Source organism: Ideonella sp. BN130291, from assembly GCF_036231905.1.
Lineage (GTDB): Bacteria > Pseudomonadota > Gammaproteobacteria > Burkholderiales > Burkholderiaceae_C > CAMLIZ01.
The window spans coordinates 261466-276245 of the sequence record NZ_JAZARE010000005.1; the positions used below are offsets into that span (position 1 = coordinate 261466).

13 protein-coding genes are annotated in these 14780 nt (G+C 69.8%); 7 read left to right on the forward strand and 6 right to left on the reverse strand.

Features of this window, described 5'->3' with window-relative positions:
• The first annotated feature begins 33 nt into the window (after positions 1 to 33).
• Positions 34 to 2052 carry a M3 family metallopeptidase gene (locus VPH43_RS12670; RefSeq protein ID WP_328578066.1) on the forward strand — a complete coding sequence of 673 codons (2019 nt, stop codon included), beginning with the start codon at positions 34 to 36 and terminating at the stop codon, positions 2050 to 2052.
• 55 nt (positions 2053 to 2107) lie between these two features.
• Complete coding sequence (locus VPH43_RS12675) at positions 2108 to 2716, forward strand: glutaredoxin family protein (RefSeq protein ID WP_328578067.1); 609 nt, start codon at positions 2108 to 2110, stop codon at positions 2714 to 2716.
• Here VPH43_RS12675 and VPH43_RS12680 read toward each other — a convergent pair.
• The 6 genes from VPH43_RS12680 to VPH43_RS12705 form a co-directional block, all read right to left on the reverse strand.
• The gene (locus VPH43_RS12680) at positions 2696 to 3919 is read right to left on the reverse strand and encodes an MFS transporter (RefSeq protein WP_328578068.1); all 1224 of its coding nucleotides are present in this window, start codon (positions 3917 to 3919) and stop codon (positions 2696 to 2698) included. The two genes, VPH43_RS12675 and VPH43_RS12680, sit on opposite strands and share 21 nt — an antisense overlap.
• On the reverse strand, positions 3912 to 5294 hold the full coding sequence (gene rmuC, locus VPH43_RS12685) for a DNA recombination protein RmuC (protein WP_328578069.1): 1383 nt from the start codon (positions 5292 to 5294) through the stop codon (positions 3912 to 3914). The genes VPH43_RS12680 and rmuC overlap by 8 nt, the downstream gene beginning before the upstream one ends.
• A 71-nt stretch (positions 5295 to 5365) precedes the next feature.
• The gene (locus VPH43_RS12690; protein ID WP_328578070.1) at positions 5366 to 5863 is read right to left on the reverse strand and encodes an FxDxF family PEP-CTERM protein; all 498 of its coding nucleotides are present in this window, start codon (positions 5861 to 5863) and stop codon (positions 5366 to 5368) included.
• Positions 5864 to 6363: 500 nt separating this feature from the next.
• Positions 6364 to 7644, reverse strand: coding sequence for a lipid IV(A) 3-deoxy-D-manno-octulosonic acid transferase (gene waaA / locus VPH43_RS12695; RefSeq protein ID WP_328578071.1), 1281 nt, complete (start codon positions 7642 to 7644; stop codon positions 6364 to 6366).
• 31 nt (positions 7645 to 7675) lie between these two features.
• Positions 7676 to 9067 carry a phosphomannomutase/phosphoglucomutase gene (locus VPH43_RS12700; protein WP_328578072.1) on the reverse strand — a complete coding sequence of 464 codons (1392 nt, stop codon included), beginning with the start codon at positions 9065 to 9067 and terminating at the stop codon, positions 7676 to 7678.
• Between the two features lie 69 nt (positions 9068 to 9136).
• A complete protein-coding gene (locus VPH43_RS12705; protein WP_328578073.1) occupies positions 9137 to 9790 on the reverse strand; it encodes a VTT domain-containing protein in 654 nt (217 codons plus the stop codon).
• Between the two features lie 154 nt (positions 9791 to 9944).
• On the opposite strand from VPH43_RS12705, the gene mutL reads away from it, so the two are divergent.
• From mutL to modC, 5 genes are all read left to right on the forward strand, one after another.
• On the forward strand, positions 9945 to 11825 hold the full coding sequence (gene mutL / locus VPH43_RS12710; RefSeq protein WP_328578074.1) for a DNA mismatch repair endonuclease MutL: 1881 nt from the start codon (positions 9945 to 9947) through the stop codon (positions 11823 to 11825).
• Positions 11825 to 12193, forward strand: a complete 369-nt coding sequence (locus VPH43_RS12715) for a winged helix-turn-helix domain-containing protein (protein WP_328578075.1) — start codon at positions 11825 to 11827, stop codon at positions 12191 to 12193. Before mutL ends, VPH43_RS12715 begins: the two co-directional genes overlap by 1 nt.
• Positions 12194 to 12276: 83 nt before the next feature.
• Entirely contained in the window at positions 12277 to 13041 is a 765-nt protein-coding gene (gene modA, locus VPH43_RS12720) for a molybdate ABC transporter substrate-binding protein (RefSeq protein WP_328578076.1), read from the forward strand.
• Positions 13041 to 13709 carry a molybdate ABC transporter permease subunit gene (gene modB / locus VPH43_RS12725; protein ID WP_328578077.1) on the forward strand — a complete coding sequence of 223 codons (669 nt, stop codon included), beginning with the start codon at positions 13041 to 13043 and terminating at the stop codon, positions 13707 to 13709. Before modA ends, modB begins: the two co-directional genes overlap by 1 nt.
• Positions 13706 to 14773 (forward strand): molybdenum ABC transporter ATP-binding protein, encoded by a 1068-nt coding sequence (gene modC / locus VPH43_RS12730; RefSeq protein WP_328578078.1) that lies wholly within the window; start codon positions 13706 to 13708, stop codon positions 14771 to 14773. Before modB ends, modC begins: the two co-directional genes overlap by 4 nt.
• Positions 14774 to 14780 lie beyond the last annotated feature (7 nt).

Below are 14780 nucleotides of genomic sequence, written 5' to 3' on the forward strand. Positions count from 1 at the left end.
CGCGCCGGAACCAATGATCAGGAAGTACCGAGGATGTCCATGACCAACCCCCTGCTTCGCCACGAGGGCCTGCCGGCCTTCGACGCCATCCGCCCCGAACACGTCACGCCCGCCATCGACGAGCTGCTGGCGGCTGCCAACACGGCGCTGGAGCGGGCGGTGAGCGACGCGGTGCCCGCCGACTACGAAGCGCTGTCCGCGGTGCTGGACACCGCCACCGAGCGCCTCGGCCGGGCGTGGGGCGCGGTGGGCCACCTCAAGGCTGTGGCGGACAGCCCCGAGCTGCGCGCCGCCTACAACGAGAACCAGCCCAAGGTGGTGGAGTTCCACACCCGCATGGGCTCCGACGAACGGCTCTATGCCAAGTACAAGGCCATCCGCGCGGCGGGCGCGGCCTTGAGCGCGCCGCGCCGCAAGGCCCTGGACAACGCCATCCGCGATTTCGTGCTGTCGGGCGCAGAACTGCAGGGCGCTGCCAAGGAACGCTTCGCGCAGATCCAGGAACGCACCGCGCTGCTGTCCCAGCAGTATTCGGAACACGTGCTGGACGCCACCGACGGTTTTGCCTACTACGCCACCGAGGCGGAGCTGGCCGGTGTGCCGGCCGACGTGAAGCAGGCGGCCCGCGCGGCCGCCGAGGCGGAGGGCAAGGACGGCCACAAGATCACCCTGCACTTCCCGAGCTACTTCCCGGTGATGCAGTACGGCGAACACCGGCCGCTGCGTGAGACCCTCTACCGCGCGTATGTCACCCGCGCCAGCGAGCTCGGGGCCGCGGCGTTGGACAACACGCCGCTGATGGCCGAGCTGCTGCAGCTGCGCCAGGAAGAGGCTCAGCTGCTGGGCCATGCCAACTTCGCCGAGCTGTCGCTGGTGCCCAAGATGGCCGAGACGCCGCAGCAGGTGATGGGCTTCCTGCGCGACCTGGCGCACAAGGCACGGCCCAGCGCCGAGCGCGACCTGGCCGAAGTGCGGGAGTTCGCCACCAAGGAGCTGGGCCTGCCCGACCTGCAGGCCTGGGACACCGCCTTCGCCAGCGAGCGCCTGAAGGAGAGCCGTTATGCCTTCAGCGACCAGGAGGTGAAGCAGTACTTCACCGAACCCAAGGTGCTGGAAGGCCTGTTCCGCATCGTCGAAACGCTGTTTGAAGTGAGCATCCGGCCTGACACCGCGCCGGTGTGGCATGACAGCGTGCGCTTCTATCGCATCGAGCGGGCCGGCGAGCTGGTGGGCCAGTTCTACCTGGACCCCTATGCCCGCAGCGGCAAGCGCCCCGGCGCCTGGATGGACGACGTGCGCGGCCGCTGGGCCCGGCCCGAGGGCGCGCTGCAGACGCCGGTGGCTCACCTGGTGTGCAACTTCGCGCCGCCGGTGGGGGACAAGCCCGCGCTGCTGACGCATGACGATGTCATCACGCTGTTCCACGAGTTCGGCCACGGCCTGCACCACATGCTGACCCAGGTGAACGAGATCGCCGTCTCGGGCATCTCCGGTGTCGAATGGGACGCGGTGGAGCTGCCCAGCCAGTTCATGGAGAACTTCTGCTGGGAGTGGGACGTGGTCAAGCGCCTCACGGCGCACGTCGACACGGGAGAGGCTTTGCCCCGCGCCCTGTTCGACAAGATGATCGCCGCCAAGAACTTCCAGAGCGGGCTGCAGATGCTGCGCCAGATCGAGTTCTCGCTGTTCGACATGCGCATCCATGCCGAGCCCGATGCGGCCACCCGCGTGCAGCAGGTGCTGGACGACGTGCGCGCCGAGGTGGCGGTGTTGCAGCCGCCCCCGTTCAACCGCTTCCAGCACGCCTTCTCCCACATCTTTGCCGGTGGATATTCGGCCGGGTACTACAGCTACAAGTGGGCCGAGGTGCTGTCGGCCGACGCCTGGAGCGCCTTCGAGGAAGCCGGCGTGCTCAACCCGGAAACCGGCCGCCGCTACCGGCGCGAAATCCTCGAGGCCGGCGGCAGCCGCCCGGCAATGGACAGCTTCAAGGCCTTCCGCGGGCGCGAGCCGAGCATCGACGCCCTGCTGCGGCATCAGGGCATGGCCTGACAGCCGGCCGGCCACCCAAGGCGTTGGAACAAAAACAGACTCGCGGGAGCAAGCGATGACGATTCGACCCTGGGCCCCCCTGGCCTGTGCCGCCCTGCTGATGAGCGTGCCAGCCTGGTCGCAGTACAAGGTGGTGGGGCCGGACGGCAAGGTGACCTACACCGACCGGCCGCCCGCCACCCAGCCAGCCACCCAGCATGGCAAGGCCGCGGCCAAGCCGGGCGAGGGCAGCGGCGAGGCCGGCCTGCCCTACGTGCTGCGCACGGCGGTCAGCCGGTTCCCGGTGGTGCTGTACACCACCCCCGCCTGCGAGCCCTGCGACCGCGGCCGTGACCTGTTGCGCACGCGCGGCGTGCCGTTCCGCGAGAAGGTGGCCTCCAGCTCGGCCGACATCGAAGCCTGGAACCGCCAGATCGGCTCTCAGCAGGCCCCGGTGTTGTCGGTGGGCGGCCAGATGCTGCGCGGCTTTGCGGTCGACTCCTGGAACAGCTACCTGGACGTGGCGGGCTACCCGCGCGAATCACGCCTGCCGGCCAACTACACCGCGCCGCCGCCGCAGCCGCTGGCTGAACGGGCGCCGCCGCCCCCGCCGACGGAACCGGCTCCTGCCCCGCGGGCGCCCGAACCGCCCCCGCCGCCGGCTTCAGGCGGCATCCGCTTCTGAACCGGCATCGAACTGGCGCACCAGCCAGTTGCCGCCGCCCACCGAGGCGCCCATCAGCCAGAACAGCGGCGCCACGCCCAGCGCGGTGCCGGCCGCGCCGAACAGCAGCGGCATCACCGTGCTGGACAGGTTGAGCGTCATCGACCGCAGCGCGATCGCCTCGCCGTGGCGATCGTGGGGTGTCAGCCGGTGCAAGGTGGACATGATCATCGGCTGCACGCACCCCAGCGTCACGCCCAGCACTGTGGCGCAGGCCGCCATCAGCCACGGCGAGGCCACCAGCGGGTAGATGCAGAAGACCAGCCCGGTGCCCACCATGGCGGCGCGCAGCACCTGGGCCTCCTGCATGCGATGGGCCAGCAGCGGGATGAGCAGGCGCACCGCGCTCACCGACAGCGGAAACACACCCAGCACCAGCCCGATGGTGGAGGCGCTGAAGCCGCGCTCATGGCCCAGGATGGGCACGGCAAAGCTGTGCACGTCCCAGCAGGCGGACAGCAGCCAGTTCACGATCATCAGTCGCTGCAGGCCCGGCACGCGCCACAGGTCCCAGGCGGTGCGGCCCGGCGGGCGCGGCAGGCGCACCGGCCTCTCGCGCGGCACCAGGCGCGCCACGCCCACGCTCACCAGCGGCAGCAGCAGCAGGAAGCCATAGGCCGCCCAGAAGCCCGCGCCATCGATCAGCAAACCGGCCATCACCGGGCCCACCACATTGGACAGCGACGGCGCCACGCCCAGCCAGCTGAACACCCGCATGCGCTCGGTGCTGTCGCGCGCGCTGCGCCCGGCGGTGCGCTGGATCGCGATGAGGCCGACGTTGGCGCCGCCGCCGCACAGGCTGGCCGCCGCGAACAGCAGCAGCAGGTGTGGCGTGCCTTGCAGCCAGGTGGACAGCACGGCCAGCAACGCACCGGCGATGGACAGCCCGGCCGCGATGTGCACCGGGCGGTGGTAACCGTGCCGGTCGGCCAGCCGCCCGGCAGGCAGCGCCAGCAGCACGGGTGCGGCGGCAAACAGGGCCATCAGCACACCCACCGTCCAGGCGCTGTAACCCTCGCGCAAGGCCTGCAGCGGCGCGGCCATGCGGGTGCCCGCCATGGTGCTGTGCAAGCCGACCTGGCCAATGATGAGCGCCAGGATGTTCACACCCGGCGCCGGCCCGGGCGCAGCGGTGTCGTGGTTGCCGCCTTGCGGATCAGGCATCCGTGAGCGGCTCCTCGTCGAGCAGCACGCCGGGCAGCAGCGTCTGTGCACGTTCGTCGGGCAAGGCTTCCACGCCCCGCAGGCTGCGCGCCATCGCGCGTGTGCGCACCTCGGCGGCATCGATGGTCTTGCTGGCTTCGTCGAGCTTCTTCTTGGTCTTGGCCAGCACGTCGCCGAACTTGGCGAACTCCGTCTTCACCGCGCCAAGCACCTCCCACACCTCGGCGCTGCGCTTTTCCAGCGCCAGCGTGCGGAAACCCATCTGCAGGCTGGTCAGCGTGGCCATCAAGGTGGTCGGGCCAGCCAGCGTGATCCGGTGGTCACGCTGCAGCGTCTCCACCAGGCCGGGCCGGCGCAGCGCTTCCGCATACAGGCCCTCGGTGGGCACGAAGAGGATGCCGAAGTCGGTGGTGTGCGGCGTGGCGATGTATTTCTCGCGGATGGAGCGTGCCTCCTGGCGCAACCGCATCTCGATCGCCTTGGCCGCCGCTTCCACCCCATCGCGGTCGGCGGACTCGTGGGCCTCCAGCAGGCGCTCATAGTCGTCGCGCGGGAACTTGCAGTCGATCGGCAGCCACACCGGCAGGCCGTCGTCGCGGCGGCCGGGCAGCTTGATCGCAAAGTCCACCCGCGCATTGCTGCCCGGGATGGTTTCCACGTTGCGTTCGTATTGCTCCGGTGTCATCACCTGCTCCAGCAGGCCGGCCAGCTGCACCTCGCCCAACGTGCCGCGGGTCTTGACGTTGTTGAGCACGCGGGAGAGTGATCCCACGTCGCGCGCCAGGGTCTGCATCTCGCCCAAACCGCGGTGCACCTGCTCCAGCCGGTCGGCCACCTGCTTGAAGCTTTCCCCCAGGCGCTGCTCCAAGGTGGCATGCAGCTTCTCGTCCACCGTGGCCCGCATCTGCTCGAGCTTCTGCTCGTTGCCGGCCTGCAGCGCGGTGAGCTTCTGCTCCACCGCAGTGCGTACCTCGGAAAGCCGGCGCTCATTGCCCTCGCTCACGCTGCGCAGCTGCTCATTGAGCGTGTCGGAAAAGCGCTTGAGCGCATTGGCCTGGGCCTCGGCCATCTGGGCCAGCTGCACCCGGAAACTGTCGATCTGTTCGTTCTGGGTGCGTGCCACGTCACCCGACTGGGCGGTGAGCGTCTGCTGGAACAGGCCCAGTGTCTGGTTGAGCTCCTGGCGCGTGCCCTGTGCGCTGGTCTGCACCTCGGCACGCAGGCCACGCTCCAACCGTTCCACGTCAGCGCGACCGGCTTGTTGCAGGGCCTCCAGCCCTTTTTGCAGATCCGGCCCGCGCTCGGGGCGCAGAACCAGCCACAACAACAGAACAAGGTTCAGGGCCAGCAGCGCAACTTGGATCCAGAAGGTCATCCGGGCATTGTCGCGCCCAAAAAAAAGCCGGTCGGATGACCGGCTTCTCCCGCTCGGAACTGACCCGAGAATCAGCTGCTCTTGCGGCGACGATAAAGCGAGCCGACCACACCCAGACCGGCCAACAGCATGGCATAGGTCTCGGGTTCCGGCACCGGCGTCACGGTGGACGTGATGCTGTAGAACCCGCCATGCGTGCCGGTGGCGTTGCCGGTGATCTGGTAGTAGTAGCTGCCAGCCGTCAGGCCCGTGGTGGTGTGCCACGTGCTGCCGGTGGTGCCGTCGAAGCTGTAGCTACCCAGCAGAGCGTCGGTAGCGCCCGCTTCGCGATACAGGCTGACCATGCCGCCGGTGATGTTTGCCAGCGACAGCAGGTTGTTCGCGACCGTGGTGCTCGAGATGTCCGAGGTGCCCGGGATCGAGAACGTGATCGTGTCCGAGAACGCGCCCGGGTCGACGAGCGCTGCCGCCAACTCCAGATCGGCGTGAGCGCCCCAATCCGTGGTTGCTGCGTTGGCACTCAGGGCCAAAGCGCTGATGGCGGCTGCCGCCAACAACTTGAGTTTCATATGCTTGCTCCTTATTGAGATGGTCAGGCCCGACTGGCCCACGGCATCTAGGGCAACGCCTGTTCCTAAAAACGCCTCCGCAGGAGCTTCCCCCCGTGAATGGGGGGTCGGGGCGGCCGGAACTTGTCATGTGGTGACGTGGCCGGGCGCCAAGGCGCAGGCCGAACTCACTTTTGCTTTCAGATGAAAAGAGCGGAAGCCAGAAAGCGCGTCAATAGGCCTTTCCCTGGTGCATGTGGAATGCGCCCGGGTTTCCTGATGCAACAGGCGCCGCGGTCGTCAGCGTAGAAATTGCACAGTCGCGCCGGTAAGAAGTGCTGTGGCTTCTGCCCGGGTAGTGGGGTGGAGCACCTGGAAGGGGCATGCGAGACGGCCGGCGAGAGCCCGCCATCATGCGCCGCGCCGAACCGGCGACGCCCTTGGAGTTCACCAAGGAGTGTCAAGGCGTTACTGCGGGGCGCCGCGTCATCACGCCGTCATGAAGCGGCGCGCAGCGCGGCTCAATGCATGGGCAGGAGCTCCAGCACCCGCGAAGCCATGCGCTCGGTGGCGCCCCGATGCGCCTGCGCAAACGCCAGGGCGCGCTGCGCCCAGGTCGCCTGCGCGGCATCGCCCGCCAGGGCCGCGGCACGCCGCACGCCCTGCGGCAGATCGTTCACGCGCTCGGCGGCGCCGGCGGCCAGCGCCAGCTCGGCCGCCTCGGCAAAGTTGAAGGTGTGCGGGCCCATCACCACCGGGCAGCCACAGGCGGCAGCCTCGATCAGGTTCTGGCCACCCAGCGGCTCGAAGCTGCCCCCCAGCAGCGCCACATCGGCCATCGCGGCATACAGCGGCATCTCGCCCATCGAGTCGCCCAGCCACACATTGGCCTGCAAGGCCTCGGCGGTTGGGCTGGCGGACCAGCTGCTGCGGCGAGCCAGCGTAAAGCCCGCCTGCTGCACCAGTTGGGCCACCTCGTCGAAACGCTGGGGATGACGCGGCACCACCAGCAGCAAGGGACGAGGCGATGGCAGCGCCCGCCAGGCAGCCAGCAGGGCCGCCTCTTCGCCTTCGCGGGTGCTCGCCCCCAGGACCACCGGGCGGGCGGCGACGGCACGCCAGCCCTGCCCCTGCGCCAGCAGCTCCGGCGGCGGTGTCATGTCGAACTTGAGGTTGCCGCACACCTGCACCGACGGCGCGCCCACCGCCCGCAGGCGTTGTGCATCGGACTCGGTCTGCGCCAGCACCGCGGCAAGGCTGTTCACGGCCGGTTGCAGCAGGCGCTTCAGCCGCAAGCCCTTGCGCAGGCTCTTCATGCTCAGCCTGGCATTGGCCAGCACCATCGGCACACCGGCCTGCTGCGCACCGATCAGCAGCACCGGCCAGACTTCGGTTTCCATCAGCACACCCAGCGCCGGCCGGAAGTGGCGCAGGAAGCGCCGCACCGCGCCGGGGGTGTCGTAGGGCAGCCAGGCCTGCACGTCACCCGGCTGCAGCAGCGGCACGCCCGCCTCGCGGCCAGTGGCCGTGCTGTGGGTCAGCAGCAAGCGCAGACCGGGGCGATGCGCACGCAAGGCGTCGATCAAGGGGGCCGCGGCGCGGGTCTCGCCGAGCGACACGGCATGCAGCCACAAGGCACCGGGTTGCGGCTTGGGGTCGGCGTACACGCCCAGCCGCTCCGGGATGGCATGCCGGTAGGCGCGCTCGCGCCGGCCGCGCCACCACAGCCGCGCCAGGTACACAGGGGTCAGGCCGCGCAGCAGGGTGGCATACCCGGCGCGGGCGATCCGGCCCCCGTTCAAGCGCAACCTCGCGGCGGCCAGGCGTCAGTGGTCAATGAGCCGCCGCGGCGAACTGCGCATCAGGCTTCACCGCGCGCAGCGCCGCCATGAACTGGTGCTCGATGCGGTGCAGGGCTTCGGGCGTGTGGCCCTCGAAGCGCATCACCAGCACCGGCGTGGTGTTCGACGCGCGCACCAGGCCGAAGCCGTCGGCAAAGTCGGCTCGCACGCCGTCGATGGTGACGATGTCGATTGCGTCGGGGAACTTGGCCGTGGCGCGCAGCCGCTCCATCACCTGGGCCGGTTCACCCTCGGCGCAGGGCACGTTGAGCTCTGGCGTGCTGAAGCTGGTGGGCAGCGCGTTGAGCACCGCGCTGGGGTCCTGGGAGCGGCTGAGGATCTCCAGCAGCCGGCCCGCGGTGTACATCGCATCGTCGAAGCCGTACCAGCGTTCGCTGAAGAAGATGTGGCCGCTCATCTCGCCGGCGATGGGCGCGCCGGTTTCGCGCAGCTTGGCCTTCACCAGCGAGTGCCCGGTCTTCCACATCAGCGGCTGGCCACCGGCCTGGCGGATGGCCTGGCCCAGGCGCTGCGAGCACTTCACGTCGAAGATGATGGTGGCGCCGGGCTGGCGTTGCAGGATGTCCTGCGCAAACAGCATCAGCTGCCGGTCGGGGTAGATGATGTTGCCGTCCTTCGTGACCACGCCCAGCCGGTCGCCGTCACCGTCGAAGGCCAGGCCCAGCTCCGCGCCCGTTTCCTTCACCGTGCGGATCAGGTCGGCCAGGTTCTCCGGCTTCGACGGGTCCGGATGGTGGTTGGGGAAGTCGCCGTCGACCTCGCTGTACAGCTCCGTCACCTCGCAGCCCAGCTGGCGCAGGATGCCGGGCGCGGTGGCGCCGGGGATGCCGTTGCCGGAATCGACCACCACCTTCATCGGCCGGGCGAGCTTGCAGTCGCCCACGATGCGCTGCGAGTACTCAGGCACCAGGTCGGCATGCGTGACGGTGCCCTGGCCCTTGGCATAGTCCTCTGCCTCGATGCGGCGCTTCAGCCCCTGGATCTGCTCGCCGTAGATCGCGCGGCTGGCCAGCACCATCTTGAAGCCGTTGTAGTCCTTCGGGTTGTGGCTGCCGGTGACCTGGATGCAGGAATGGCAGCCGATGTCCTCGCGCGTGGCAGCCGCGTAATAGGCCATCGGTGTGGTGACCGCGCCCAGCTCCAGCACATTGATGCCGGTGGATTGCAGGCCGCGCACCAGCGCGTCCACCAGCGTCGGGCCGGAGACGCGGCCGTCGCGCCCGACCGCCACCGTGCGCTCGCCGGCCTGCAGTGCTTCGCTGCCGAAGGCGCGGCCCAAATGCTCGGCAAACTGTTCGTCGATGGTCTGGCCCACGATGCCGCGGATGTCATAGGCCTTGAAAACGGATGCTGGTACTTGCATGGACAACCCCTGCTCTGGAATGGCGGGGATTGTAGGAGTGCGGTTGGCGCTGCTTGTGTGCGGCGGCTTTCAGGTTGGCGTGGTACCGCCGCGCAGCCGGGACCGCACCGCGCCGGCCAGGATCACCAGGCCGGGGATGATGATCATGGCCCAGATGATCTCGCTCAGGTGCTCCTTCACGAAGGGGATGTTGCCGAAGAGGTAGCCCGCCAGCGTGAGGCCGCACACCCAGCCCGCACCGCCCGTCACGTCATAGAAGGTGAAGCGCGAACGCGTCATCTGCGCCACGCCAGCCACGAAGGGCGCGAAGGTGCGCACGAACGGCATGAAGCGCGCCAGCACGATGGTGATGCCGCCGTGCTCCTCGTAGAACGCATGCGCCTGGTCGAAGGCCCGCTTGTTGAACCAGCGCGTCTGCTCCCAGCCAAACACCCGCGGCCCGACCAGGCGCCCGATGGTGTAGTTGCTCTGGTTGCCCGCCACCGCCGCCACGGTGAGCAGCGCCATCGACAGCGGCAGGTTCATCAGCCCAGCGCCGCACAGGGTGCCCACCACGAACAGCAGCGAGTCGCCCGGCAGGAAGGGCATCACCACCACCCCCGTCTCCACGAAGATGATCAGGAAAAGCAGCGCATACACCCAGCCGCCATAGGCCTGCACGAACTCCTGCAGGTGGCGGTCGACGTGCAGCACGAAGTCGAGAAGGAAGGCAATGATGTCCATGCCGGATTGTTGCCCACCCCCGGAGCACCTTCGGCGCTCCCTCTCAAGGGGGCGCCACTGGCGGACCGGCAAAGCCGGATCCGCGGTGGCCGCGTGGCGTGTGGCCGCTGGACGCGGCACACGAGCCGACAGCCGCGTTCCCTAGAATGCCCGCATGAACGCCGTGCTGCAGCCGCCCCCGCGCCGCCCGATCCGCGAGCTGCCCGACGAGCTGGTCAGCCAGATCGCCGCCGGCGAGGTGGTGGAGCGGCCCGCTTCGGTGGTGCGCGAGCTGGTGGACAACGCGCTCGATGCGGGCGCCACCCAGGTCAACGTCAAGCTCATGGCCGGTGGCGTGCGGGCCATCGTGGTGGAGGACGACGGCTGCGGCATCCCGCCGCACGAATTGCCGCTGGCACTCAAGCGCCATGCCACCAGCAAGATCAGCTCGCTGGCCGAGCTCGAGCATGTGGCCACCATGGGTTTTCGCGGCGAGGCGCTCGCGGCCATCGCCTCGGTGGCGGAGCTGAGCATCGTCAGCCGTGCGGCGGGCGCGGCGCACGCGCAGCGGCTGGACGCACGCACCGGCGAATGCAGCCCCGCCGCCCGCGCGCAAGGCACCAGCGTGGAAGTGCGCGAGCTGTTTTTCAGCACCCCCGCGCGCCGCAAGTTCCTGAAGACCGACGCCACCGAGCTGGCCCATTGCCTGGAAGCCGTGCGCCGGCACGCCCTGGCCCGGCCGGACGTGGGCTTCGCGGTCTGGCACGAAGGCCGCCTGGTCGAGCAGTGGCGTGCCGCAGCGGACGCCAGCCAGCGCCATCGCGACGTGCTGGGCAAGGACTTCGAGGCCGACAGCCGCAGCCTGCAACTCCAGCTGGGGCCCTTGCGGCTGCATGGCCGCGCCGGCCTGCCCACCGCCGCCCGTGCGCGCGCCGACCAGCAGTACGTGTACGTCAACGGCCGTTATGTGCGCGACAAGCTGATCGCGCATGCCGCGCGGTCGGCTTATGAAGACGTGTTGCATGGCAACCGCCAGCCGGCCTACCTGCTGTACCTGGACATCGCACCCGACCTGGTGGACGTGAACGTGCACCCGACCAAGATCGAGGTGCGCTTTCGCGACAGCCGGGCGGTGCACCATGCCGTGCGCCAGGCCGTGGAGGCAGCCCTGGCTCCCCCCCGGAGCGCGGGGATGGATCCCCCCCGGAGCGCCTTCGGGGCTGCCCCCTCAGGGGGCGACGCCAGCGGCCCGGCAGAGCCGGATCCGCGGCGTCCGCTGGAGGGCACTGGCGCTGGACGCGCCGTGCCGGGGTGGGAGCGGCCGTCGCCGGCGCAGGTGTCGCTGGCGTTGCAGCAGACGGCCGAGCTGTATGCGCGCGAGCCGCGAGCGGCCTGGACGGCTGAACGACTCGAACTGCCAAACGCTCCTTCGGTGGCGGCAGCCGCGACGATCGAGCCGGCGCCTCAAGAGGACTGGCCGCTGGGCCGCGCGGTGGCTCAGATCGGCGGCGTCTACATCCTGGCCGAGAACCGGCACGGCCTGGTGATCGTGGACATGCATGCGGCGCACGAGCGCATCGTGTACGAGCGACTGAAAGCCACCATGCATGCGGCGCAGATCGAATCGCAGCCACTGTTGATCCCTGCCACCTTTGCCGCCACGCCGGCCGAAGTGGCGATCGCCGAGGCGCAGCAGGCCACCTTGCAGGAACTCGGGCTGGATGTCTCACCGCTGTCGCCCGGCGTGCTGGCGGTGCGCGCGCGTCCGGCCGCCCTGCGCGATGCCGATCCGGTGGAGCTGGTGCGTTCGGTGCTCGCCGAGCTGGCCGACACCGACGGCAGCCGCGTGGTGCAGCGCGCGCGGGACGAAGTGCTGGCCACCATGGCCTGCCATGGCGCAGTGCGGGCGAACCGTCAGCTCACCCTGGCCGAGATGAACGCCCTGCTGCGCGACATGGAGCGCACCGAGCGCGCCGACCAGTGCAATCACGGCCGGCCCACCTGGCGCCAGCTGTCCATGCGCGAGCTGGACGCCCTCTTCCTGCGCGGGCGCTGATGCCGGCGACGCCCAAGCCGGTCGCACGCTTTCGCCTGCGCATCAGCCTGGGCGAGCTCACCGCCATCGGCCCCGGCAAGGTGGCTCTGCTCGAAGCGATCCGCGACCACGGTTCACTCACCGCCGCGGCGCGTGCGCTGGGCATCTCGTATCGGCGCGCGTGGACGATGCTGGACGAGATCAATGGCGCCCTGCGCTATCCGGCGGTTGCCTCCGCGGCCGGTGGTACGCAAGGCGGTGGCAGCCTGCTCACGCCGGTGGGCGAGGAAGTCGTTGCGCGCTACCGCCGCATCGAAGCGGACGCAGCCGCGGCCTGCCAGGACGATCTGCGTGCGTTGCAGGGGCTGCTGCAAGCGCAGCGGTCTTGAGACCGTGATGCACCGCTGGATATCGCGCAAAGCCGTCATGTCACAATGAACATGACGGCTTTGCGCCGCTTCGCTTCCGCCCCATGCGCCCTCTGCTCTTCCTGCGACTGCTGCGCCTGACGGCGTGCGCCGCGCTCTGCACCGCCACCGCCGTGCGGGCCGATGAGGTGCAGGTGGCGGTGGCGGCCAACTTCACCGCGCCGGCCCGGCAGATCGCGGCCGAATTCGAGAAGGACACCGGCCACCGTGCCGTGCTGACCTTCGGTGCCACGGGCAAGTTCTACGCGCAGATCCGCAACGGCGCGCCCTTCGAGGCGCTGCTCGCCGCCGACGACATCACGCCTGCCAGGTTGGAGCGCGAAGGTGTCGCCGTAGCGGGCAGCCGCTTCACCTACGCCATCGGCCGTCTGGCCCTGTGGTCCCCGCAAACCGGCCTGGTCGACGCCAAGGGCGAGGTGCTGGGCAAGGGCACGTACAAGCACCTGGCGCTGGCCAACCCGAAGCTCGCGCCCTATGGCGCCGCAGCGGTCGAGACGCTGCAGTCGCTGAAGCTGCTGGAGACCCTGCAACCGCGCTTCGTTCAGGGAGAGAACATCGCGCAGACCTTCCAGTTCGTCTCCACGGGCAACGCGGAGCTGGGCTTCGTCGCACTGTCGCAGGTGATGGCCGACGGCAAGCCGGCGGAAGGCTCGACGTGGCTGGTGCCTGGATCGCTCCACCGGCCGATCCGGCAGGAGGCGGCGCTGCTGTCGGCCGCGAGGAACCGGCCCGCCGCACAGGCCTGGCTGCGCTACCTCGCCGGCGACAAGGCCCGCGCCATCATGAAGCGCTTCGGCTACGACCTCTGATGGAGGCCGGCGACCTGTCGGCCGTGTGGCTGACGCTGAAGCTGGCGACCTGCACCACGGTGCTGCTGCTGTTGCTGGGCACGCCGGTCGCATGGTGGCTGGCCCGCACGCGGTCTCGGCTCAAGGCCCCGGTGGCCGCCGTGGTGGCGCTGCCGATCGTGCTGCCGCCCACGGTGCTGGGCTTCTACCTGCTCACCCTGCTGGGCCCGCAGGGGGCCATCGGCCGCCTGACCGAGAGCCTCGGGCTGGGCACCCTGCCCTTCACCTTTGCCGGCCTGGTGGTGGCCTCGGTGCTGTACTCCACGCCCTTCGTGGTGCAGCCGCTGCAGAACGCGTTCGAGGCCATCGGCGAGCGGCCGCTGGAAGTAGCGGCCACGCTGCGCGCCTCGCCCTGGGACAGCTTCTTCTCGGTGGTGCTGCCACTCGCCCGCCCGGGTTTTTTCACCGCGGCGGTGCTCGGCTTTGCGCACACCGTGGGCGAGTTCGGCGTGGTGCTGATGATCGGCGGCAACATCCCCGGCAAGACGCGGGTGGTGTCGGTGCAGATCTACGACCACGTGGAGGCCTTCGAATACGCCCAGGCGCATTGGCTCTCCGCCGCCATGCTGGCCTTTTCCTTCCTCGTGCTGCTGGCGCTGTACGCCTGGCGGCCGGGCGCGCGGCGATGAGCTTGCACGCCGACCTGCAGCTCACGCAAGGCCAGTTCACGCTGCGCGTGGACTTCGGCCTGCCGCTCACAGGCGTCACCGCGATATTCGGCCCCTCTGGCTCGGGCAAGACCAGCCTGCTGCGTTGCATCGCCGGGCTGGAGCGCTCGGCGCGCGGGCGCCTGCTGGTGGGCGACGACGTCTGGCAGGACGATGGCAGCTGGCTGCCGCCGCACCGTCGCCCGGTCGGTTATGTGTTCCAGGAGGCCAGCCTGTTCCCGCACCTCAGCGTGCGCCGCAACCTGCTCTTCGGCCATAGGCGCGCGGCCAGCGCGGCGGCGCCGCACCTGGACCACCTGGTCGAGCAGCTGGGCATCGCCACGCTGCTGGACCGCATGCCGGAGCGCCTGTCCGGCGGCGAGCGGCAACGGGTGGCGATCGCGCGCGCGCTCGCGGTCGGCCCCCGGCTGCTGCTGATGGACGAGCCGCTGTCCGGCCTGGACAACGACGGCAAGCAGGAACTGATGCCATGCCTGGAGCGGCTGCGCGACGAGCTCCGCATCCCGATCCTGTACGTGAGCCATGCGCCCGCGGAAGTGGCCCGCCTGGCCGACCAGGTGGTGTTGATGGAAGGCGGCCGCGTCACCGGGCAGGGACCGCTGGGCGACACGCTGTCGCAGCTGCACCCTGCCCTGCGCCTGGGCGACGAACGCGGCGTGGTGATCCCCACCACCGTGGCGCAGATCGATGCGCAGTGGCACCTCGCCCGGCTGGCTTTCGATGGCGGCGAGCTGTGGACGCCCGACCACGGGCTGGCGCCCGGCCAGCGCGCGCGGGTGCATGTGCTCGCGCGCGACGTGAGCCTGGCGCGCGAGCACGCGGTGGACAGCAGCATCCAGAACGTGCTGCGCGGCCGCATCGACGGGATCGCCGACGAAGCGCACCCCGGCCTGGCGCTGGTGCGGGTGCAGGTGGGCAGCGTGCACCTGCTGGCCCGCCTGACGCGCCGCGCGCTGGCCAGCCTGGACGCCCGGGTCGGGCAGGCGGTGTGGGTGCAGGTGAAGACGGTCGCGCTGGCGGACTGAGTAACCG